This is a genomic window from Rhizobium mongolense USDA 1844, from assembly GCF_000419765.1.
In the GTDB taxonomy this organism is placed as follows: domain Bacteria; phylum Pseudomonadota; class Alphaproteobacteria; order Rhizobiales; family Rhizobiaceae; genus Rhizobium; species Rhizobium mongolense.
This window is the reverse complement of sequence record NZ_ATTQ01000018.1, coordinates 1-17,367: the sequence shown is the minus strand read 5'-3', so window position 1 is coordinate 17,367 and position 17,367 is coordinate 1. Positions and strand designations below refer to the sequence as shown.

Below are 17,367 nucleotides of genomic sequence, written 5' to 3'. Positions count from 1 at the left end.
TAGGGTATTCTAAAACGCAAAAAAGTGAAGTAACTTCCAAGCGTGGAGAGCTTGCCCTTAAATCTTCTGGGATCGGAGACCGTACGATGCCGCTGCGAAGTCTGGCGAGATACCGCCCTCTGCGACGAGTTGCACTACATCTCCTTCGCACTTGTGGAACGCGCGATATTGTCGTGCGCCATCATTGGTGGCGCGATGCGCCCTTAAGATTAAACCTGTATAAGCATCGGGGATATTGGTTCAAAGGGAAGCACCGCGAGAAGCATATCATGAAGACGCTCGCCGAGCTTGCAAAGCCGGGAGATACCGTTGTCGAGCTCGGTGGCCATATCGGCTATCTTTCGGTTCATTTAGCAAAGATTGTTGGCGATGACGGTACTGTTATCGTTTTCGAACCTGGACCCAACAATTTGCCGTATCTTCGAACCAATACAGAGCGCTTTCCGAACATTAGAATCGTTGAGGCCGCCTGTGGCGATCACGACGGCCCCGTGGAATTTTGGATAGAAGGCCTATCGGGGCAGAACAATTCATTGGACAAAAACTATAAAAATTTTGAACAAAACCGAGAAAATGCGTTCAGCGATGCGCTCATGGAATCCGTCAGGGTCGAGATGATGCAGCTTGACACATTCTTGGAAAGGTCGGGCCTTCGTCCGGCGCTGCTGAAGATCGATGTGGAGGGCGCTGAACACCGTGTGCTTCTCGGTAGTTCGCGCTGTCTAGCGAATATAAGGCCACTCATAGTGGTGGAAGTTACCGAGAATTTTGACGACGTAGCCAGAATATTTAACGAAAACGATTACGCAATACATGATCGCAGTCGCCCCGAGTGGGTGTGTATTCCGGCCGAACGCGTCGAAGCGTCCCAACAAATATCGGAGCGTTGAGCGTCCGGACTCGTTCTTGTCATCGCCGTCATCGAAGGTTTTCAAACTCCGCCGCTTGCTGAAAAAGGAGCGCCATAGTTCGACAAAAGAGCGGCATGAAAACGTCTTTATTCCCGCCTTTCTCCCATCAGGCTCTCTCAGGGCCGATATTGGTCACGGGGTCTGACTTCAGGCAATACAGCCATGCCTTTTTTTGTGGTGACAGACAGAGATTTGTCTGCAATGAAGACCGCGATGAGAGACAGGGGCGTTCGTTGCAAGACGGGCTGAGAAGTACCCTTCGAACCTGAACCGGATAATGCTGGCGGAGGGAGTCGCTCGGAGCCTTGGCTTATTAAGTCCCGCTCCCCGCGCCTTTGCCCCGCTGGAAAGGGGCAAATGCCGATACGAAATTCACCCGGACAACTCTTCGCGGCCATGCGCGCGACGCCGCCGCTCGTGCATTGCATCACCAACTACGTCGCGATGAGTATCGCGGCCAATGTCCTGCTTGCCGCAGGCGCTTCACCCGCCATGGTGCATGCCGAAGAAGAGGCTGGCGAGTTTGTCGCGATTGCCGGCGCGCTGACGATCAATTTCGGCACGCCTCTTCGAACTGGGTGAACGGCATGCAGAATGCGGCAAGGTCGGCTGCGAAAAACCGCAAGCCGTGGGTTCTCGATCCGGTTGCCCATTATGCGACCGCTTTCCGCCGCGAGACCGTGGCGCGTCTCATCGATCTTAACCCGACGATCATTCGCGGCAACGCATCCGAAATTCTGGCGTTAGGAGGGCTCGAAAGCCGTGGCCAAGGCGTCGACAGCCGTGACCTAGTCGAGGAAGCGGAAGAGATGGCGCATAGCCTTGCCATCCAATACGGCGCTGTCGTCGCAGTCACCGGTGCAGTCGATTTCGTCACCGATGGCGCAAAGGCCGTGCGCATTGCGGGAGGATCGCCGCTGATGCCCAAGGTGACGGCGCTCGGCTGCGCATTGACCTGCCTTGTCGGTGCCTTTGCCGCGACAGCCCCCGACGATCCTTTCAATGCCACTGTTGCGGCGCTCGCAAGTTTTGCGGTGGCAGGTGAAAAGGCGGCTCAGCTGGCACACGGCCCCGGTTCCTTTTCATGGCGCTTTCTTGACGCGCTTGCGCAGCTCGATGGAACCACGCTCGATGCAGCAGCGAGAATAGCATCGATATGAAGCGTTTCGATCTTTCCCTTTATCTTGTCCTCGACCCGGGCCTGTGCGCCGGCACCGGCATGGTCAACACGGCGCTCGCCGCGGCTTCCGGCGGAGCAACGATCATACAGCTGCGCGATAAGCAGGCAGGCACGGCAAGCCTGATCAAGACCGGCCGGGCGTTGAAAGCCGCGCTTGCCGAAACCGGTGCCCTCCTGATCGTCAATGATGACGCCGAGGCTGCAATTGCGATCGACGCGGATGGGTTGCATGTCGGCCAAAATGACATGGCCGCCCGCGACGCGCGTAAGCAGATCGGATCATCGATGATCCTCGGACTTTCGGTGGAAACCGAGGACCTGGCAGCGGCCATCGACCCGGCAATCGTCGACTATGCCGGTATCGGTCCTGTCTTTGCCACATCGACAAAACCGGATCACAAGCCTCCGATCGGCATCGATGGCGTGGCAAGGCTCGCGGGGGCCTGCCGCGTACCAGCGGTCGCGATCGGTGGCCTCACGGCGACCCATGCGGAAGATGTGCTTGCGGCAGGGGCAAAGGGGCTCGCGGTCGTATCTGCTATCTGTGGCACGCCGGATCCGCGGCAGGCTGCCGCGAGCATTACTGACGCAATCCGAAAGGCACGCGCATGATCTACAACGTTCTTTCCATTGCCGGCTCCGACCCTTCGGGCGGCGCGGGCGTCCAGGCCGATTTGAAAACCTGTTCGGCGCGCGGCACCTATGGCATGGCCGTTTTGACGGCCTTGACGGCTCAGAATACCCAGGGCGTTTCCAGCGTGCATGCAGTTCCAGCTGACTTCGTCGCCGAGCAGATCGGCATGGTCTTCGCCGATATCCGTGTCGATGCGGTGAAGATCGGCATGATCGCCAATGCACCAATTGCCGAAGCGGTCGCCAATGCGCTTTTGCCGCACCGCGGCATACCGATCGTGCTCGATCCGGTGATGATTGCCAAAGGAGGTGCGGCCCTCCTTGATGTTGAAGCGATCGACTTTCTCAAAACCCGGCTTTTGCCGCTCGCAACGCTTCTTACCCCCAATCTTCCAGAAGCCGCCGCCCTGCTCGGAGAGCCGGTCGCGGGGACCCGAGATGCTATGGAGTGGCAAGCGGAAAAGCTGCGTTCACTTGGTCCCTCTGCCGTTCTCGTAAAGGGCGGCCATCTTGGCGGGATGGAAAGCCCTGACGTCCTGGTAAGCGAAAGCGGGTTTACTTGGTTTGAAGCGCCACGCGTTCCGACGAAGAACACGCACGGCACCGGCTGCACGCTTTCAAGCGCGCTTGCAGCAGAGCTCGCAAAGGGCGGATCGCTCGAAGCCGCGGTCGCTGCAGCCAAAGATTACCTGGCTGCCGCCGTTGCCAAAGCCGGCGCGCTCAGCGTCGGTTCGGGCCACGGTCCGGTTCAGCATTTTCATCAGCTCTGGCCATGAGGCACTGAGCTGCTTAGGTCTTCACGGCGCCAGCGGTGAGACCGGCGATGATATGCTTTTGGGCGACGAAGAACACGATCACCGTCGGCAGGATGGTAAGCGTGATGAAGGCGAGCACCAGCTGCCATTCGGTGCCATACTCGCCACGATAGACCATGATGCCGAGCGGCCACGGATATTTCGATTCCGAATTCAGCATGATCAGCGGTAGGATATAACTGTTCCAGCTGCCAACGAAGGAGATGATGCTGACGGTTGCAACGATCGGCCGCGCAAGCGGTAGCGAGATGTACCAGAAGAAGCGCAGATAGCCGCAACCATCGACGAAGGCCGCCTGGAACAATTCTTCCGGGAGGTTTCGGAAGTAATTCCTGAAAAGCAGGATGCTCATGCCGAGGCCGAATGCGACCTGCGGCAGCACCACGCCCCAATAGGTATCGAGAAGACCCAGGTCGCGGATGCGGATGAAGAGCGGCAGGATCGCCGTTGCCGCCGGAAACATCAGGCCGAGCAGGAAATAGTTCAGCAGGAACGACGAGCCGAAGAAGCGGACATGCGCAAAGGTGAAGGCGGCCATCGACGAGACGATCAGCGTGAGAGAGACCGTGAGCGCTGCAATGACCAGCGAATTGAAGATCTGCAGCCAGTATCGCTCCCCGAAGAGGATATCGGTATAATTCGACCATTGCCACTCTGCAGGGAGCCCAAAGGGATTGGTGCGCAGGTCGCCCAGCGTCTTGAAACCGCCGAGCGCCGTCGTCAGCAAGGGGATGAGAACCAGCGCCGCAATCAGCGTCAGCGACACGTAGAGATAAAACCGCGTCTGCAGCGGCATGCGAACGGTGGAGCTCGTATCAATCATTGCGCATGAAAATCCTTTTGTAGCCGAAGGCGAGTGTCATGCAGATGATGAAGAGGACGACGCCGACGGCGCTGCCGAGACCAACCTGCATGCGCATGACGCCGTAGGTGTAAAGGAAGGTCACCATCGTCTGCGTCGAATTCGATGGCCCGCCGCCTGTCAGCGGCATGATCATGTCGAAGAGCTGCAGCGAACCGATGACCGCAAAGAAGATGGAAAGGCGCAGCGTGGATCCAAGCAGCGGCAGCGTCACATAGCGGAACTTCTGCCAGCCTGTCGCCCCGTCGATCTCAGCTGCTTCGAGCACATTTTTGTCGACCGATTGCAAGCCGGCGATGAAGAGCATCATGTGAAAGCCGAAATACTTCCACACGACAACGGCAAGCACGGCGTAGATGGCGAGATCCTTGTCGGCGAGCACATAGGGCGTTGCGAGCCCGAAGAAGTTCGAGATTGCGGCAAAGAGCCCGTAGTCGCCGTCATAGACGAAGCGCCAGATCAGGCCAGCTGCCACATCGGCAAGAACGTAGGGCAGAAAGAAGATCAAGCGGAAGGCGACGACGCCAGGGATACGGTGGGCCAGCATCGTCGACAGCCAGATCGCCAGCGGAACCTGGATGGCGATGGATATCAAGATAATGAGGCCATTATTGACAAGCGCCTGTGTGAAGGCGGTGTTGCGCAAGAGGACCTGGAAGTTGCGGAGCGCGATGAACTCCGTCGGCATGCCGTAGCCGTTCCACTTGTAGAGGCTGTACCAGGCCGCCTCGCCCATCGGCATGATGACGAAAAGCGTAAAGAGCAGCAGAGCCGGCGGCAGAAAGAGCAGAAGTACGGCCCAACGGTCATGCGCAGCCGAACTGCGGTTTCTCGTCGCGCTCCTGGCCGGTCTTGCCGCACCGATCGCCGGTGAAATGGAAATATTCGCCATCTGTCTTGCCTTCGCATTCGCCGGGTCCGATCCCGGCACCTGTTGAGAAGGCGCCGGGACAAAGGAAGCGGAGCGGGTTATTGCTCCAGTTCGAAGGCGTCCTGGATCTGCTGGGCGCCGTCCTGCGAATTCATCTGGCCGGAGACGATTTCAACCGAGACGTCATTGACGACACGGCCAACGGCAGCGCCGAGATCCTGATCGAAATAGTTCTGGTGCCAGGTCGAGGCGGCGAGTTCCTTGGCGGATTGAGCCAGAAGCGAATTGGTCACACCATCATCGGCGCCGACGGCCACCGGCAGAAGCATCGCGGCCTTGGCCATGGATCTTTCGTTTTCTGCATTCGTCAGGAAGGCGAGAAAATCGATTGCTTCCTTGGAAGCCTTCTTGGTGACCGCCCAGCCGTTCAGACCACCCAGCGTATCGGTAACCTTGCCGGCGCCGCCTTCTACGGCCGGGAAATTAAAGCGACCGATGTTTTCCGGCGAAAGTCCCTTGCCGTCACCGGCATTCTTACGCTGATTGGCTTCGGTATTCTCAAAACCGAGGATCATAGCGGCCTTACCATCGCCGAAGACGCCGAGCGTTTGCGGCCAGGTCGAACCCAGATAGCCAGGCTGGAAGGGTTCAAGCTTCCCGAGTTCGGCAAGATCCTCGCCGGCCTTGACGATCGCCGGATCGAGGAAGCCTTCGCCCTCGCCCTTCTTGGCAGCGTCGAAGACCTTTTCTCCGCCCTCGCGCATGACGAGATAGCTCCAATAGAAGTGGATCGGCCATTTTTCGCCGCCACCACCTGCGATCGGCACGATGCCGGCGTCCTTGAGCTTTTTCACGGCGTCGAGAAAGTTTGCCCAGGTCTTGATGTCCTCGGCCTTCACGCCTGCCTTTGCAAAGAGCTCCTTATTGTAGAAGAAGCTGACGAGACCGACCTTGTATGGCATTGCCCAGACCTTGCCGTCAAAGGTCAGACCACTGACAGAGGCGGCACTATAGGCGTTGCGCAGCTTGCCGCCATCCGCATCGAGCGCGGCTGTCACATCCTGAAGCGCGCCGGTCTCAGATTGTTGCTTGAGGACGCCCCCGCCCCAGCTGAAAAAGAAATCCGGTATATCGTCGGACTGGAGAAGCGTTGGCAGTTTTGCCTTGAAGGCCTCGTTTTCGAGAAACTGCATCTGTATGTCGACATCCGGGTGCTTTTCTTCATAAGCCTTGGCAATCTCCTCCCACTTGGCCACATAGGTCGGATCGAGCTCCAGATGCAGCCACTTTACGACCGTTGCTGCCGAGGCTGCACCGGCTCCGAGCATCACGGAAATGCCTGCGACAGCGGCCAGAAATGCGATGCGCTTGCCGCGAAGAGCGGCATTCGTGCGAATATACGTCATGGATTTCCTCCCAGGGGGCCAATGTCCTCACTAATTTTTCCCCTATGCGGAATAATTCAACGCAGCCCTGACCGATGTCAACCCGATGGAGGGAATTTTTGCCAAATCTGCTTGACAGGATCCGCAAACTGCCTGTTATTTAATTTGTATTCCGTCGAAAATAATCGGGGCTGAGCCCTGAAGCAAAGCGATTGCCCGGCCAGTTTTCATGAAGACCGCAGATCCTGAGTTAATGCGCGCGATCAATCGCTTGAACGTGCTGGACACGATCCGCCGCCACGGACCGATCGCACGCGTGGAGATCAGCGAACGCACCGAACTTTCGACCACGACGGTATCGGCAATTACCGCCTCGCTTCTCGATGACGGGCTCATTCTGCCGCGTCACGAAGGCGACATCCGCAACGAGGCGGCCCGCGGCCGACCCCGTGTGATGCTGGAATTGAACCCGGATGCCGCGCGCGTCGTCGGTGCAAAGATTGCGGCAAGCCGGCTCGTTTTCGTCCTCACCGATTTCCGCGGAGACGTGCTTTCGAAACTCACCCTGCCGATCCGCATCGACCGGCAGCCGATCACAGTCATCGCCGACCTGGTGGAGGATGGCGTACGCCGCTGCGTCGTGGATGCCGGCTTGTCGCTGGAAGACGTCGATTCCGTTTGCCTTGGCCTACCGGGCGTTATCGAGCATCGCACCGGCCATGTTCGCAGCAGCCCCGTCTTTCGGGATACGAATGTCGATTTCGCCTCGGAAATGACTGCGCGGCTTGGGACGTCGACCATCATCGAGAGCGATGCGCATGCAATCACGCTTGCCCATCACTGGTTCGGCAAGGCGCGAGATCTCGAGGATATGGTGTTGATCTCCCTGGAACAGACGCTCGGGCTTGGCGTGCTGCATGGCAATCAACTCTTCCGCGGTGCGGGCGGCCTCAGCCACAATCTCGGCGATCTCGTGCTCGGCACGGGGTCGCAGGGCACCGTGCGGCTGTCGAGCCAGGCTGGCGAAAGTGCGATCCTTGGCGAACACCAGGCCGACGGGCGTTTTGCGGAAGCAATCCGTCTCGGCCGCGGCATGGCCCACGCCCAGGCGCTGATCAAGGCGGAGGACAATGTCCTCATCGGCGCCGCCGTCCGCGCCGGCGAGGCCGTCGGGCTGACGATTGCCAATATCGTCACGCTCTTTGCCCCGCCGCGCGTGATCCTCGTCGGCTCCAGCCTGGCGCTCGGCGAGCCATTTCTGAACAGCCTGCGCGATGCCTATGCACTTGCGATCCCGCCATCCTTAAAAGGCGTCACCGAACTCATCTTCGACGACTCCACAGACGATTTCTGGGCGCAAGGTGCGGCAGCCGTTGCGCTTTACGAACTCTACGAGTCGCCTTGGAACACGACGGGGCCGGCACTCTAAACGCTGTAACTGTAAAATCGATTGGGAGGAAATCATGGAGACAGTCGGCATCGGCATCATCGGATGCGGCAATATTTCGGGCGCATACCTCAAGGCCATGGCCTCGTTCCCGATCCTCGATATCCGCGGCGTCGCCGATCTCAACCGGTCCCTGGCAGAGGCAAAAGCCGCCGAATTCAACCTCCCGGCAAAAAACGTCGACGAGCTCTTTGCCGATCCAAAAATCGAAGTCATCGTCAACCTAACGATACCGAAAGCGCATGTGGCGGTCGGCCTGCAGGCACTTAAAGCAGGAAAACACACCTATTCGGAAAAGCCCCTCGGAATTAATTTCGCGGAAGGGAAAAAGCTCGCTGAAGCCGCGAAGGCGAAAAACCTCCGCATCGGCGCGGCACCCGATACCTTTCTCGGCGGCGGGCATCAGACGGCGCGTGCCCTGATCGACAAGGGCGTGATCGGCCAGCCGGTCGGCGGCACGGCCACCTTCATGTGTCCCGGCCACGAACGATGGCATCCGAACCCGGCCTTCTACTACGAGGTCGGCGGCGGGCCGATGCTCGACATGGGACCTTATTACATCACCGATCTCGTCAATCTCTTCGGACCGGTGGCGCAGGTCGCGGGCTTTGCGATTGCGCCACGCAAGGAGCGTATCATCACCAGCAAGCCGCACAGCGGCGAGCACATTCCAGTGCACGTGCCAACCCATGTCGTCGGCATGATGGCCTTTGCCAACGGGGCGGTCGTTCAGATTGGCATGAGTTTCGACGTCGCCGGGCACAAGCATGTGCCGCTTGAACTCTATGGCACGGAAGGCACGCTGATCGCTCCCGACCCGAACCATTTCGGCGGCGAGGTCCAGCTTCTGAAAAAGGGCGGAAGCTTCGAACCGCAGGAACTGACAGGGCCTTACGCAGACGGCAACTACCGCTCGCTCGGCGTTGCCGATCTTGCACACGCCATCCGTTCCGATCGCCCGCATCGGGCAAACGGCAGCCTCGCGCTGCACGTTCTCGAAGTCATGGAGGCGTTTCACGCGGCCTCCGAAACCGGCCGCACGGTCACGATTGCCACAGAAACGGAGCGCCCGGCGCCGCTGTCGGATTCCCTTATCAATGGACGGTTGGGCAAGTAATATTCAGGAGGAAAGAACATGCGCGAAGCACTGATCGTCTGGGGCGGCTGGAGCGGCCACGAACCACAGGAATGCGCGGCCATCATCAAGGACATGCTTCAGGAGGACGGCTTCAAGGTCTATGTCGAGCACAGCACCGAAGCCTTCGCCGATCCGTCGGTGCATGATCTGAGCCTCGTGGTTCCGATCATCACCATGTCGAAGATCGAAAAGGAAGAGATCAAGAACCTCGCTGCTGCGATCGAAAACGGCGTCGGCATCGCCGGCTATCACGGCGGCGCGGGCGACAGCTTTCGCGAGTGCGTCGAATATCAGTTCATCATGGGCGGGCAATGGGTCGCGCATCCGGGCAACATCATCGACTACACGGTGAATATCACGCGGCGTGACGACCCGGTCATGGAAGGGATCAGCGATTTTCCCTATACGTCGGAGCAATACTACATGCATGTCGACCCCTCGAACGAGGTGCTGGCAACGACGATGTTCACAGGTGATCATGCCTACTGGATTGACGGCGTGGTAATGCCGGTCGTCTGGAAGCGGAAATACGGAAAAGGCCGCGTCTTCTATTCCTCGCTCGGCCATCAGGCCAAAGAATTCGGCGTGCCGCAGATGAAGTCTATCTTCCGGCGCGGCGCCAACTGGGCAGCGCGTTAAACCCGCTGGCCTATAAGGCGAAGCGCTCTCTGCGATGTGATCGGAACGGTCCGGAACAAATGGCCGCCTTTGCCGTTGTGGCCGCGTTGATCAGCTCGAAAGGATTTTGATCATGCGCACGATTTTCGCGGTGACTTCGATTGTCTTTCTCGGCATAGCCGGTCCCGTGTTGGCGCAATCCAATATGGGCACGGATTATACCGGGCGCTTTGACGGCACTCCTCCTCTCGGCACCTCGCCGGAAAGCCCAACGACGAATGGTCTCGTCATTCCGCTTGATCCGGTAGAAACCGGCAGTGTCGATGTCGTCATACCGCGCAACACCGGCCCGACCGATGTCAGGCGCTGCCCACCGCCGAAACGCGGCGTTGCGGCCAAGACAAGCCGCTACGGTCAGGCGTGCCCGCAATAGAACAACAGCGGGCGCAGCGAGCCGCCACGCCAATTTCTATCTCGCCGGCATGCATTTCGTGTTAGGGGAGACCACGAATTTCCGTGAGGCCTTGCCGCAATGCTACCTTGGATACAGCTCGACTCCACGATCATCCCCGGGGACGGCGGAGAATTGCGCCTGAAGCAGCGTGGCAGCGAATTCTCCATCATGCTCGGCTCGAACGAACTGATGAACAGCCGTCTCAGCGGATCCGAAGAAGCGCTTGCAACGCTTTCCTGGGATCGCATCAAGGGCCACAGCCGCCCGAAGGTCCTCATCGGCGGCCTCGGCATGGGCTTCACCTTGCGCGCAGCGCTCGCGGTCCTACCCGCGGAGGCCGAAGTGGTTGTCGCTGAACTGGTTCCGGCCGTGGTCGCCTGGGCGCACGGGCCAATGGCGGAGGTTTTTAAGGGATGCCTGGAGGATCCGCGCGTCTTAATCCATCAAGGCGACGTCAGTGAGGCGATCGGCTCAGTCAAAGCGGGCTTCGACGCAATCCTGCTCGATGTCGACAACGGGCCGGACGGCCTGACCCGCAAATCCAATGATCGGCTTTATGATTTCAACGGCCTGCGAGCGTCCCGCGAAGCGCTGCGCTCTGGCGGCGTTCTTGCCGTCTGGTCTTCCGGCCCCAATCCGAGCTTCAGCCGCAAGCTGCGCGACAGCGGCTTTTCGGTGGACGTTGTCAATACACGCGCCAACGGCAAGCGCGGCGGGGCGCGCCACGTCATCTGGCTCGCTGTCAAATCGTCCGCCTAGTGGCCGGCAGCAAACGTCCGGGCACCGTTGATCGCACTGGCGGCGCCAGCGCGCAGTTGCGTCGTATCGGCGCTCGCAACAACAAGATCGCAACCGAGCGCCAACAGCTCGCCAGCGCGCTTGCCATTGCTGCCGAAGGCGCAGGTGAATTTCTTGTGTGCTCGGCACCGCGCGACAATGTACGCCAGTTCCCTGTCGATCTCGTCGGTGTCCGGCGCGAGCCTTGCACCGTTTGAAAGGGCAATCGACAAATCGGAGGGACCGACGAAGACGCCGTCGATGCCTTCGACACCAAGGATGCCATCGATGGCATCAAGTGCTGCCCGCGTCTCCACCATCGCAATCGTCAGCGTCAGCCGGTTGGCGGTGCGCAGGTATTCATCTGCCGAGAGCTTCATGTGGTTGAGCGCCAGTGTCGGTCCCCAGCTTCGCTCGCCAAGCGGCGGATACTTCGCAAACCGCACAAGCGCCTCCGCATCGGCGACCGAATTGACCATTGGCGCGATGACGCCGGTGCAACCAGCATCGAGCAGCCGTGAGGCCGAAGCGAAATCGCCAACCGGGATGCGCGCGATTGCCGGTTTTCCCGCAGAACGGCATTGGGTAACGGCATTCGATGCTGAAGCCATGTCCCACATGCCGTGCTGCATATCGAGCACGACGGAATCGAAATCTTCCTGCGCCAGATGATGGACGACCATCGGTTCGGGTATACCGATCCAGGCGGAAACCAGTCCGGCATGCCCGTCTGTCTTGATCCTGTCCGCGAAACTGTCGATTGCCGGTGTCTCCGTCATGTCGTTCTCCATTCACCGCTCAGGCGAGCGCGTGTTTGCTGATCTTGAAATTCCTCGATGAATGTTTTCTGCAACAAGATTCCATCCCACTCGTCTTCGAAAAACGGTGAATCGTAAATCAGCGTGAACGGTCCGACGTAACCCGCAGCGCCGCAAGCCTCCAGGCACATGAGGTAGTCAGCAGCATCCAGACCGGAGGCATTGTAATCCGCCTTCGCATGACAAAGCTCCGCGCGGCGCATGATATCGGCAAGGTCTGCGTATTTTTCGGGCGCAGTCCAGTTGCCAAGATCGCCATTGAGGCCGACCTTGCCCTCAAGCCCGTCCAGCAGCCAGTTCATCTGCCGAGGCGAAGGCAGAAGGTCGAACCAGTTTTCGACGACGATGCGCACCCCACTGCCATCGGCTTCCTTCGCCAGTTGCCTCAGATGCTTCAAAGCCCGGCTCAGATTTTCCTCGGTTGGCGGCTGCTTGCCCGCAATTACCCGTAAGTTCTGCGCTCCCACCACGACCGCCCTTTCGATCCAGCCGGCCATCCACGCTGCGTCGCGTTTGGCATGATCGGCGTGACTAGGATCGCCATCCTCAAGCAGGAGGGTCTGAAAGAGCACGCCCGATGCCTTCATCGCACCGCCGAGGTCGGCGAGATAACCTGCCTCAAGGCTCGGCAGGTGAAAGGAGCAGACCTCAAGCCGGTGAATGCCACGCTCGGCAAGGTGCTGCGGCAACTCGATCAGAGAGGCCACACCCGGGCCGTAAGGTTCCTTTGGCCCCGCACTTCTTTCCTGATCAGGACTATAGGGATAAACCGGTCCAAGGAGGCGATGCAACGACCATGTGGAAACTGCAAAACGACCGTTCGGCAAAGTCTGCGCCATCATCGCCTTCCTCGTTTGTTCCCATCCTAGGCATTAAAGGCTTGACCCTTCAAACGAAATCGCCGCGAATGACGGCTTCCGCAGAAAGTGCGGCACCAAGCAGCACTTCGTCGCCATTGGCCGGCGCAGACAACAGGAAGCCGACCGGCATCCCGGCATCGCCGGCGCCACACGGGATCGACACCCCGCACCAATCGAGAAAATTGCCGAGCGCCGTGTTTCGCAGTGTCTTGGCATTCGTCGCAAAGAAAAGGTCGTCATCCATCTCCAGAGGCGCGATCGGCGGCGCCACATGGGCGACGGAGGGGAATGCAATCAGCCGGTTGCCGATCAGCCGCTTGCATTCGGCGATGAGCCGCTCACGAACCTCGAGGATTGCAATATAGTCCGCCATTCCTGTCTTTTCGCCGAGACGCGTGCGCATGACAACGCGACGATCCATGCCCGCAGCCTCCGGTCCGGCCAGGCGCTCGCGATGCAGCGCGAAAGCTTCGGCGGTAACCAGCGCTCCGTAACGGGTCATCGAGGTCAAGATTTGGTCGAAAGCGGACATCGTCATGCGGCTGATGATGGCCCCGGTCCTCTCCAGCCGTTCCACCGCTGCGTCAAAGGCAGCCGCAACGTCCGGCTCGACGCCGTCGAAGACCACATTTGTGGGAATGGCAATCTCAATGCCCTTCAGCGGACGGGCACGCACCTCGGATGAGGTCAGGCCGCGCATCGCAGCATCGATCCACACGGCATCCTTGACTGTTCGGCACAGTGGACCAAGCGAATCCAGGCTGTTTGCAAGGGGAAAGACGCCATCCATGGAATATCGGCCGCGCGTTCCCTTATAGCCCACGAGGCCGTTGAGTGCGGCCGGGATACGGACTGACCCGCCCGTGTCGGTTCCCATCGCGACCGGTACGAGGCCGGCGCCGACAGCCACAGCTGCCCCTGAAGAAGAACCACCCGGGATACGCGGCACATCGATGCCGTGGACGTTATGCGGCGTGCCGTAATGCGGATTGATGCCGAGACCTGAAAAGGCGAATTCGCTCATATTCGTTCGCCCGACCGCAATCATTCCGGCCCGCTTAAGCGCCATAACGATCGCCGCATCGCTTTCCGCCGGCGCAGTGCTCGCCAACACTTTCGACCCGGCTGTCGTTGCAAGGCCCTCGATGTCGAAGAGATCCTTCCATGCGATCGGGATACCATCGAGCGCGCCGAGCGAGCGGCCCTTACGGATGCGCAGTGAGGAAGCTTTGGCCTCGTCAATGGCCCGTTCCTTTAGAAGCACCGTGAAGACCGCCTTGTCGGGATGGCCTTCGATGCTGTCGAAGATCGATCGCACGACCTCGACCGGATCAGCAGCGCCGCTCTGAATGAGGACCGACAGTTGCGCGACAGTCATCGCGCCGAATGGCTTGGTCATGGGAGAATCCGTAAAGGCATCGTTCCCCTTGACCTATCGCGGATCGTCGCTGCGGACCAGCCTGTTTACCGTGGTATCCGCGATTGGTCTGATTTTCTGAACACTGAGTTTGCAGATCGGCTCTTCAACTCTGCCCCATGCAAGACCACATGCGTCCGACACGCGGGGCCCCCACCGGGCATCATATTTTGATCCACCCGGTCCCGCTGTGCCGCAGGAGCAATAAAAATGACGCACCACGATATTTTGAACCCGCACCACAACGATATGGTGGCACATCACCCAACAAACGCACAAGCCGCCAGCGAAGGTGAGCGCGATTATGTGGAACACCTCAACGCGCAGAAGCTCTCTTTAGGTGAACGGCTGCTTGTGGTCGGCGCCTTGGTCCTTCTCGGTGTTGCCGGACTGACTGGGCATCTTAATTCTTCGGTATCGCCTGAGGCGACCGGTGCTATTGCTGCGCCTGCGCCGCTCGCATCCTCTCATAGCAGCCTGGATTCTTGCCGGGAATATAGCCCTTACGCAGAGAAGAGGTGTTGACTTCGGATCGCTACGGCCCACTGCATGAAAGTCTGCTGCCTTCGATGTGTCGCACCAGAAGGAGAAAAAACCATGGCCGGTCACGTCGATTACAATCTCGGGCGCTTTATCGATGCCCAGAACGGGATGTATGACCAGGCCCTGCAAGAAATTAGCGCGGGGCGGAAACGCTCGCACTGGATGTGGTTCATCTTCCCGCAGATTGCCGGGCTAGGCTCGTCGGCGATGGCCGAGAAATATGCGATCCGCTCAGCAGAGGAAGCTGCCGCCTATTTGGGCAACCCCGTTCTGGGCGGCCGACTTCTTCGCTGCGTCCAAGCGATCCTCTCGGTCAAAGGATGCACGGCGCACGAGATTCTCGGGTCCCCGGATGATCTCAAACTTCGCTCTTCACTGACGCTTTTTGCAGCCGTCAGTGATCAAGGTTCGCTGTTTCATGAAGCAATCGATCGGTTCTACGGCGGAAAATTCGATGAGCGGACGATAGAAATCCTCAATGCCGCGACTTAACGGCCGGGGGATTGTTCCAGCGCTGCAATCTCGTCGGAGATCTCATTGAGGCGCTCGCGCAGATCGGACTGCGTGCCATCCTCAAGTTCTTCCTCGCCAAAACAATTGCGCGCATCGTGAAGCTCGAGTTTGGATTCCAGTTCGGCGCGCTTGGCATACAGGCGATGGAGATAGGTGTAGTTCATATCTCTACCACTTCCGATATTGCCTTCCTCATCACGTTGGAAAACGATCTCGAAGATGGAAGGTTCCGATACAGCCCAACGCTTAGCAGAGCGATGCAATTGCCGCACTGCAGGCTTTTGAGAAGTGGCTGCAGCAACCGTCGCTGCCCATCGCCTGCCGGGTGACGCGGGCGCCTTCCAAAAGAAGTGTCAGCGTGTCAGCAAGAAGTTGAGGCTCCCGAGCCCCGGCGGCGGAACAGAGCTCTTCAAGGCGTTGGCGCTGCTCGGCCTTATGACGCTCGATCACCTCATGGGCAGGGTGTCCCTCACCCTTTAGTTCGATCGCCGCATTGGCAAGATCGCAGCCGGCCGGCTCTCCGTTCAGACACTCAGCCCGCCCCTGAACCCACGCGTCGAGCTGCGCCCGGGGATTGCCCGGATGCGTCGCCTCGAGATCACGCCAGATCGCTTCGGCCTTTTCGGAGGCGCGACGCAGCGTCTCGCAGACGAGCTCGTCCTTCGAGCCGAAATGCCGGTAGAGCGTCATCTTGTTGGTGAGCGCCGCATCTGCAATCGCATCGACGCCAATGCCGCGGATGCCATGTTCGCGGAAAAGCTCGGAAGCCGTCGAGACGATGCGTTCCCTCGGCGGGATTTTCTCGTTTGTCAGCACGTTTGGGATTTCATGCGAAGTTTCGGATTTTTTTACGGACGAAGTCCTTGACATAGATGTGACCGATCGGTAACAAATGCATTGTTACTTACCGGTAACACCGCCGATCGTACAAGTCAATGCCGAGAGGGCTGGCGGCGTCAGCGGAACACGGGCGACCGCCCACGAAAGGAGGACGAACCATGAGAAAGACCAGTGACCTCACGATATCCGAAGCCCTTCGCGACCCGCTGATCGCCATGGTGATGCGCGCCGATGGCGTGAAGCTTGACGATTTCAAGCAACTCCTGGAAACGGCAGCCCGCAAGCGCGAACCGAATGCCTCCGAGGTGGGTGGCTTCATCAACGCGATCGCCAATCGCGCCGGCTTGAACCCGACGACAGTTTCCTGCTTCTGCTGACTTCCCGGGGACCTTCCCTGCCCCGTGCGAGAGCTGCCGTCTTCCCCCACCGGCGGCTTTCGCTGTATTCGCGCCACCGTGGACGCGGCAAGTGATCGCGTCCGGGCACATTTTTCCGTAATATGACCATCCAGATACTGATGTTCTATTTCGACACTTCCGTCATCGTTGCTATCTTGACGAATGAGGAAGCCAGCGATCGCGCAAGCGTCGCTTTGGAGCGACGCACAGCCGAGCAGGTGCTCCTGATTAGCGATTGGTCTTTTTGACTGAAGTCGCCTCGGCGATCGCGCTCACGTCAACTGGAAGAAGTACGCCGCTCGAGGATTATACAGGCGTTTAATTTCCTGATAGCCGAGACTTTCGATGTTCTGCCGATAGAGCGTGAGCATTTGCGCTTTTGGGGATCCGGACAGAGCTGATTTAGCTGATCGCCACCAGATGCCCCGGCGAAACCGTGTGGTATTCAAGCGGCACGATCTTGTAGTCCACTGCCCGGATCGGACTTTTGATCTCGTCATTGGCCGCCATCCGCTTCTCGCGCCGGCGATCCGGATCGGGCACGGGAACGGCCGCCATCAGCGTCTTCGTATAAGGGTGCTGCGGGTTGCCGAAGATGGCAGCACGCGGGCCGATCTCGACGATCTCACCGAGATACATGACCGCAACACGGTGGCTGACGCGTTCGACGACGGCCATGTCATGCGAGATGAACAGGAAGGCGAGGTTGAGGCTCTGCTGCAGGTCCAGCATCAGATTGATGACCTGCGCCTTGATCGAGACGTCGAGCGCCGAGACGCTTTCATCGGCGACGATCACCTTCGGATCGAGCGCCAGCGCCCGGGCAATGCAGATGCGCTGACGCTGACCGCCGGAGAACTCGTGCGGAAAGCGCGACGCCATATCGG

20 protein-coding genes, 1 pseudogene and 1 riboswitch are annotated in these 17,367 nt (G+C 59.2%); of the genes and pseudogenes, 12 read left to right on the top strand and 9 right to left on the bottom strand.

The genetic code is table 11. From position 1 onward, the window contains the following. Nucleotides 1–269 precede the first annotated feature (269 nt). From A3C3_RS0127225 to thiD, 4 genes and pseudogenes are all read left to right on the top strand, one after another. Nucleotides 270–890, top strand: coding sequence for an FkbM family methyltransferase (locus tag A3C3_RS0127225; RefSeq protein ID WP_022717735.1), 621 nt, complete (start codon nt 270–272; stop codon nt 888–890). Between the two features lie 233 nt (nt 891–1,123). Further along, a riboswitch (TPP riboswitch) is annotated at nt 1,124–1,220 on the top strand. Between the two features lie 48 nt (nt 1,221–1,268). Further along, nucleotides 1,269–2,071: pseudogene (gene thiM / locus A3C3_RS41770) on the top strand (hydroxyethylthiazole kinase). Then, nucleotides 2,068–2,703, top strand: a complete 636-nt coding sequence (gene thiE, locus A3C3_RS0127215; protein WP_022717734.1) for a thiamine phosphate synthase — start codon at nt 2,068–2,070, stop codon at nt 2,701–2,703. The pseudogene thiM and the gene thiE overlap by 4 nt, the downstream one beginning before the upstream one ends. Next, the gene (thiD, locus tag A3C3_RS0127210; protein ID WP_022717733.1) at nt 2,700–3,500 is read left to right on the top strand and encodes a bifunctional hydroxymethylpyrimidine kinase/phosphomethylpyrimidine kinase; all 801 of its coding nucleotides are present in this window, start codon (nt 2,700–2,702) and stop codon (nt 3,498–3,500) included. The genes thiE and thiD overlap by 4 nt, the downstream gene beginning before the upstream one ends. 13 nt (nt 3,501–3,513) lie before the next feature. Here the strand turns inward: thiD and A3C3_RS0127205 are convergent, their stop codons facing one another. From A3C3_RS0127205 to A3C3_RS0127195, 3 genes are all read right to left on the bottom strand, one after another. Beyond that, nucleotides 3,514–4,362 (bottom strand): carbohydrate ABC transporter permease, encoded by an 849-nt coding sequence (locus A3C3_RS0127205; protein WP_022717732.1) that lies wholly within the window; start codon nt 4,360–4,362, stop codon nt 3,514–3,516. Then, nucleotides 4,355–5,293: a carbohydrate ABC transporter permease gene (locus A3C3_RS0127200; RefSeq protein WP_022717731.1), complete on the bottom strand. Its 939-nt coding sequence runs from the start codon at nt 5,291–5,293 to the stop codon at nt 4,355–4,357. Before A3C3_RS0127200 ends, A3C3_RS0127205 begins: the two co-directional genes overlap by 8 nt. A 77-nt stretch (nt 5,294–5,370) precedes the next feature. Beyond that, the gene (locus tag A3C3_RS0127195; protein WP_022717730.1) at nt 5,371–6,678 is read right to left on the bottom strand and encodes an ABC transporter substrate-binding protein; all 1,308 of its coding nucleotides are present in this window, start codon (nt 6,676–6,678) and stop codon (nt 5,371–5,373) included. A gap of 208 nt (nt 6,679–6,886) precedes the next feature. On the opposite strand from A3C3_RS0127195, the gene A3C3_RS0127190 reads away from it, so the two are divergent. From A3C3_RS0127190 to A3C3_RS0127170, 5 genes are all read left to right on the top strand, one after another. Next, nucleotides 6,887–8,086, top strand: coding sequence for an ROK family transcriptional regulator (locus A3C3_RS0127190; protein ID WP_022717729.1), 1,200 nt, complete (start codon nt 6,887–6,889; stop codon nt 8,084–8,086). A gap of 34 nt (nt 8,087–8,120) precedes the next feature. Next, nucleotides 8,121–9,221: a Gfo/Idh/MocA family protein gene (locus tag A3C3_RS0127185; protein ID WP_022717728.1), complete on the top strand. Its 1,101-nt coding sequence runs from the start codon at nt 8,121–8,123 to the stop codon at nt 9,219–9,221. An 18-nt stretch (nt 9,222–9,239) separates the two neighbouring features. Beyond that, entirely contained in the window at nt 9,240–9,881 is a 642-nt protein-coding gene (locus tag A3C3_RS0127180) for a ThuA domain-containing protein (protein ID WP_022717727.1), read from the top strand. A 112-nt stretch (nt 9,882–9,993) separates the two neighbouring features. Next, on the top strand, nt 9,994–10,293 hold the full coding sequence (locus A3C3_RS39315; protein WP_084797042.1) for a hypothetical protein: 300 nt from the start codon (nt 9,994–9,996) through the stop codon (nt 10,291–10,293). Nucleotides 10,294–10,392: 99 nt separating this feature from the next. Beyond that, nucleotides 10,393–11,073, top strand: a complete 681-nt coding sequence (locus A3C3_RS0127170; protein ID WP_022717725.1) for a spermidine synthase — start codon at nt 10,393–10,395, stop codon at nt 11,071–11,073. Here A3C3_RS0127170 and A3C3_RS0127165 read toward each other — a convergent pair. From A3C3_RS0127165 to A3C3_RS0127155, 3 genes are read right to left on the bottom strand one after another with little or no spacing between them, the layout of a single operon-like run. Then, nucleotides 11,070–11,870, bottom strand: a complete 801-nt coding sequence (locus A3C3_RS0127165) for an HpcH/HpaI aldolase family protein (RefSeq protein WP_022717724.1) — start codon at nt 11,868–11,870, stop codon at nt 11,070–11,072. The genes A3C3_RS0127170 and A3C3_RS0127165 overlap by 4 nt on opposite strands. Further along, nucleotides 11,867–12,748: a sugar phosphate isomerase/epimerase family protein gene (locus tag A3C3_RS0127160; RefSeq protein ID WP_022717723.1), complete on the bottom strand. Its 882-nt coding sequence runs from the start codon at nt 12,746–12,748 to the stop codon at nt 11,867–11,869. The genes A3C3_RS0127165 and A3C3_RS0127160 overlap by 4 nt, the downstream gene beginning before the upstream one ends. A gap of 49 nt (nt 12,749–12,797) precedes the next feature. Then, entirely contained in the window at nt 12,798–14,168 is a 1,371-nt protein-coding gene (locus A3C3_RS0127155; protein WP_022717722.1) for an amidase, read from the bottom strand. Nucleotides 14,169–14,396: 228 nt separating this feature from the next. On the opposite strand from A3C3_RS0127155, the gene A3C3_RS43995 reads away from it, so the two are divergent. Then, nucleotides 14,397–14,711, top strand: a complete 315-nt coding sequence (locus tag A3C3_RS43995; RefSeq protein ID WP_233450544.1) for a hypothetical protein — start codon at nt 14,397–14,399, stop codon at nt 14,709–14,711. A gap of 72 nt (nt 14,712–14,783) precedes the next feature. Then, nucleotides 14,784–15,221, top strand: coding sequence for a DUF1810 domain-containing protein (locus tag A3C3_RS0127150; protein ID WP_022717721.1), 438 nt, complete (start codon nt 14,784–14,786; stop codon nt 15,219–15,221). Here the strand turns inward: A3C3_RS0127150 and A3C3_RS0127145 are convergent. Both A3C3_RS0127145 and A3C3_RS0127140 read right to left on the bottom strand, forming a co-directional pair. Beyond that, nucleotides 15,218–15,406, bottom strand: a complete 189-nt coding sequence (locus A3C3_RS0127145) for a hypothetical protein (RefSeq protein ID WP_028740048.1) — start codon at nt 15,404–15,406, stop codon at nt 15,218–15,220. The two genes, A3C3_RS0127150 and A3C3_RS0127145, sit on opposite strands and share 4 nt — an antisense overlap. A gap of 82 nt (nt 15,407–15,488) precedes the next feature. Next, nucleotides 15,489–16,112, bottom strand: a complete 624-nt coding sequence (locus A3C3_RS0127140; protein ID WP_028740047.1) for a TetR/AcrR family transcriptional regulator — start codon at nt 16,110–16,112, stop codon at nt 15,489–15,491. 128 nt (nt 16,113–16,240) lie between these two features. Between A3C3_RS0127140 and A3C3_RS0127135 the strand changes: the two genes are divergently transcribed. Then, nucleotides 16,241–16,459, top strand: coding sequence for a hypothetical protein (locus tag A3C3_RS0127135; protein WP_028740046.1), 219 nt, complete (start codon nt 16,241–16,243; stop codon nt 16,457–16,459). A gap of 423 nt (nt 16,460–16,882) precedes the next feature. Here the strand turns inward: A3C3_RS0127135 and A3C3_RS39310 are convergent. Next, a partial coding sequence (locus A3C3_RS39310) for an ABC transporter ATP-binding protein (protein ID WP_033419832.1) occupies nt 16,883–17,367 on the bottom strand: 485 nt, incomplete at its 5' end.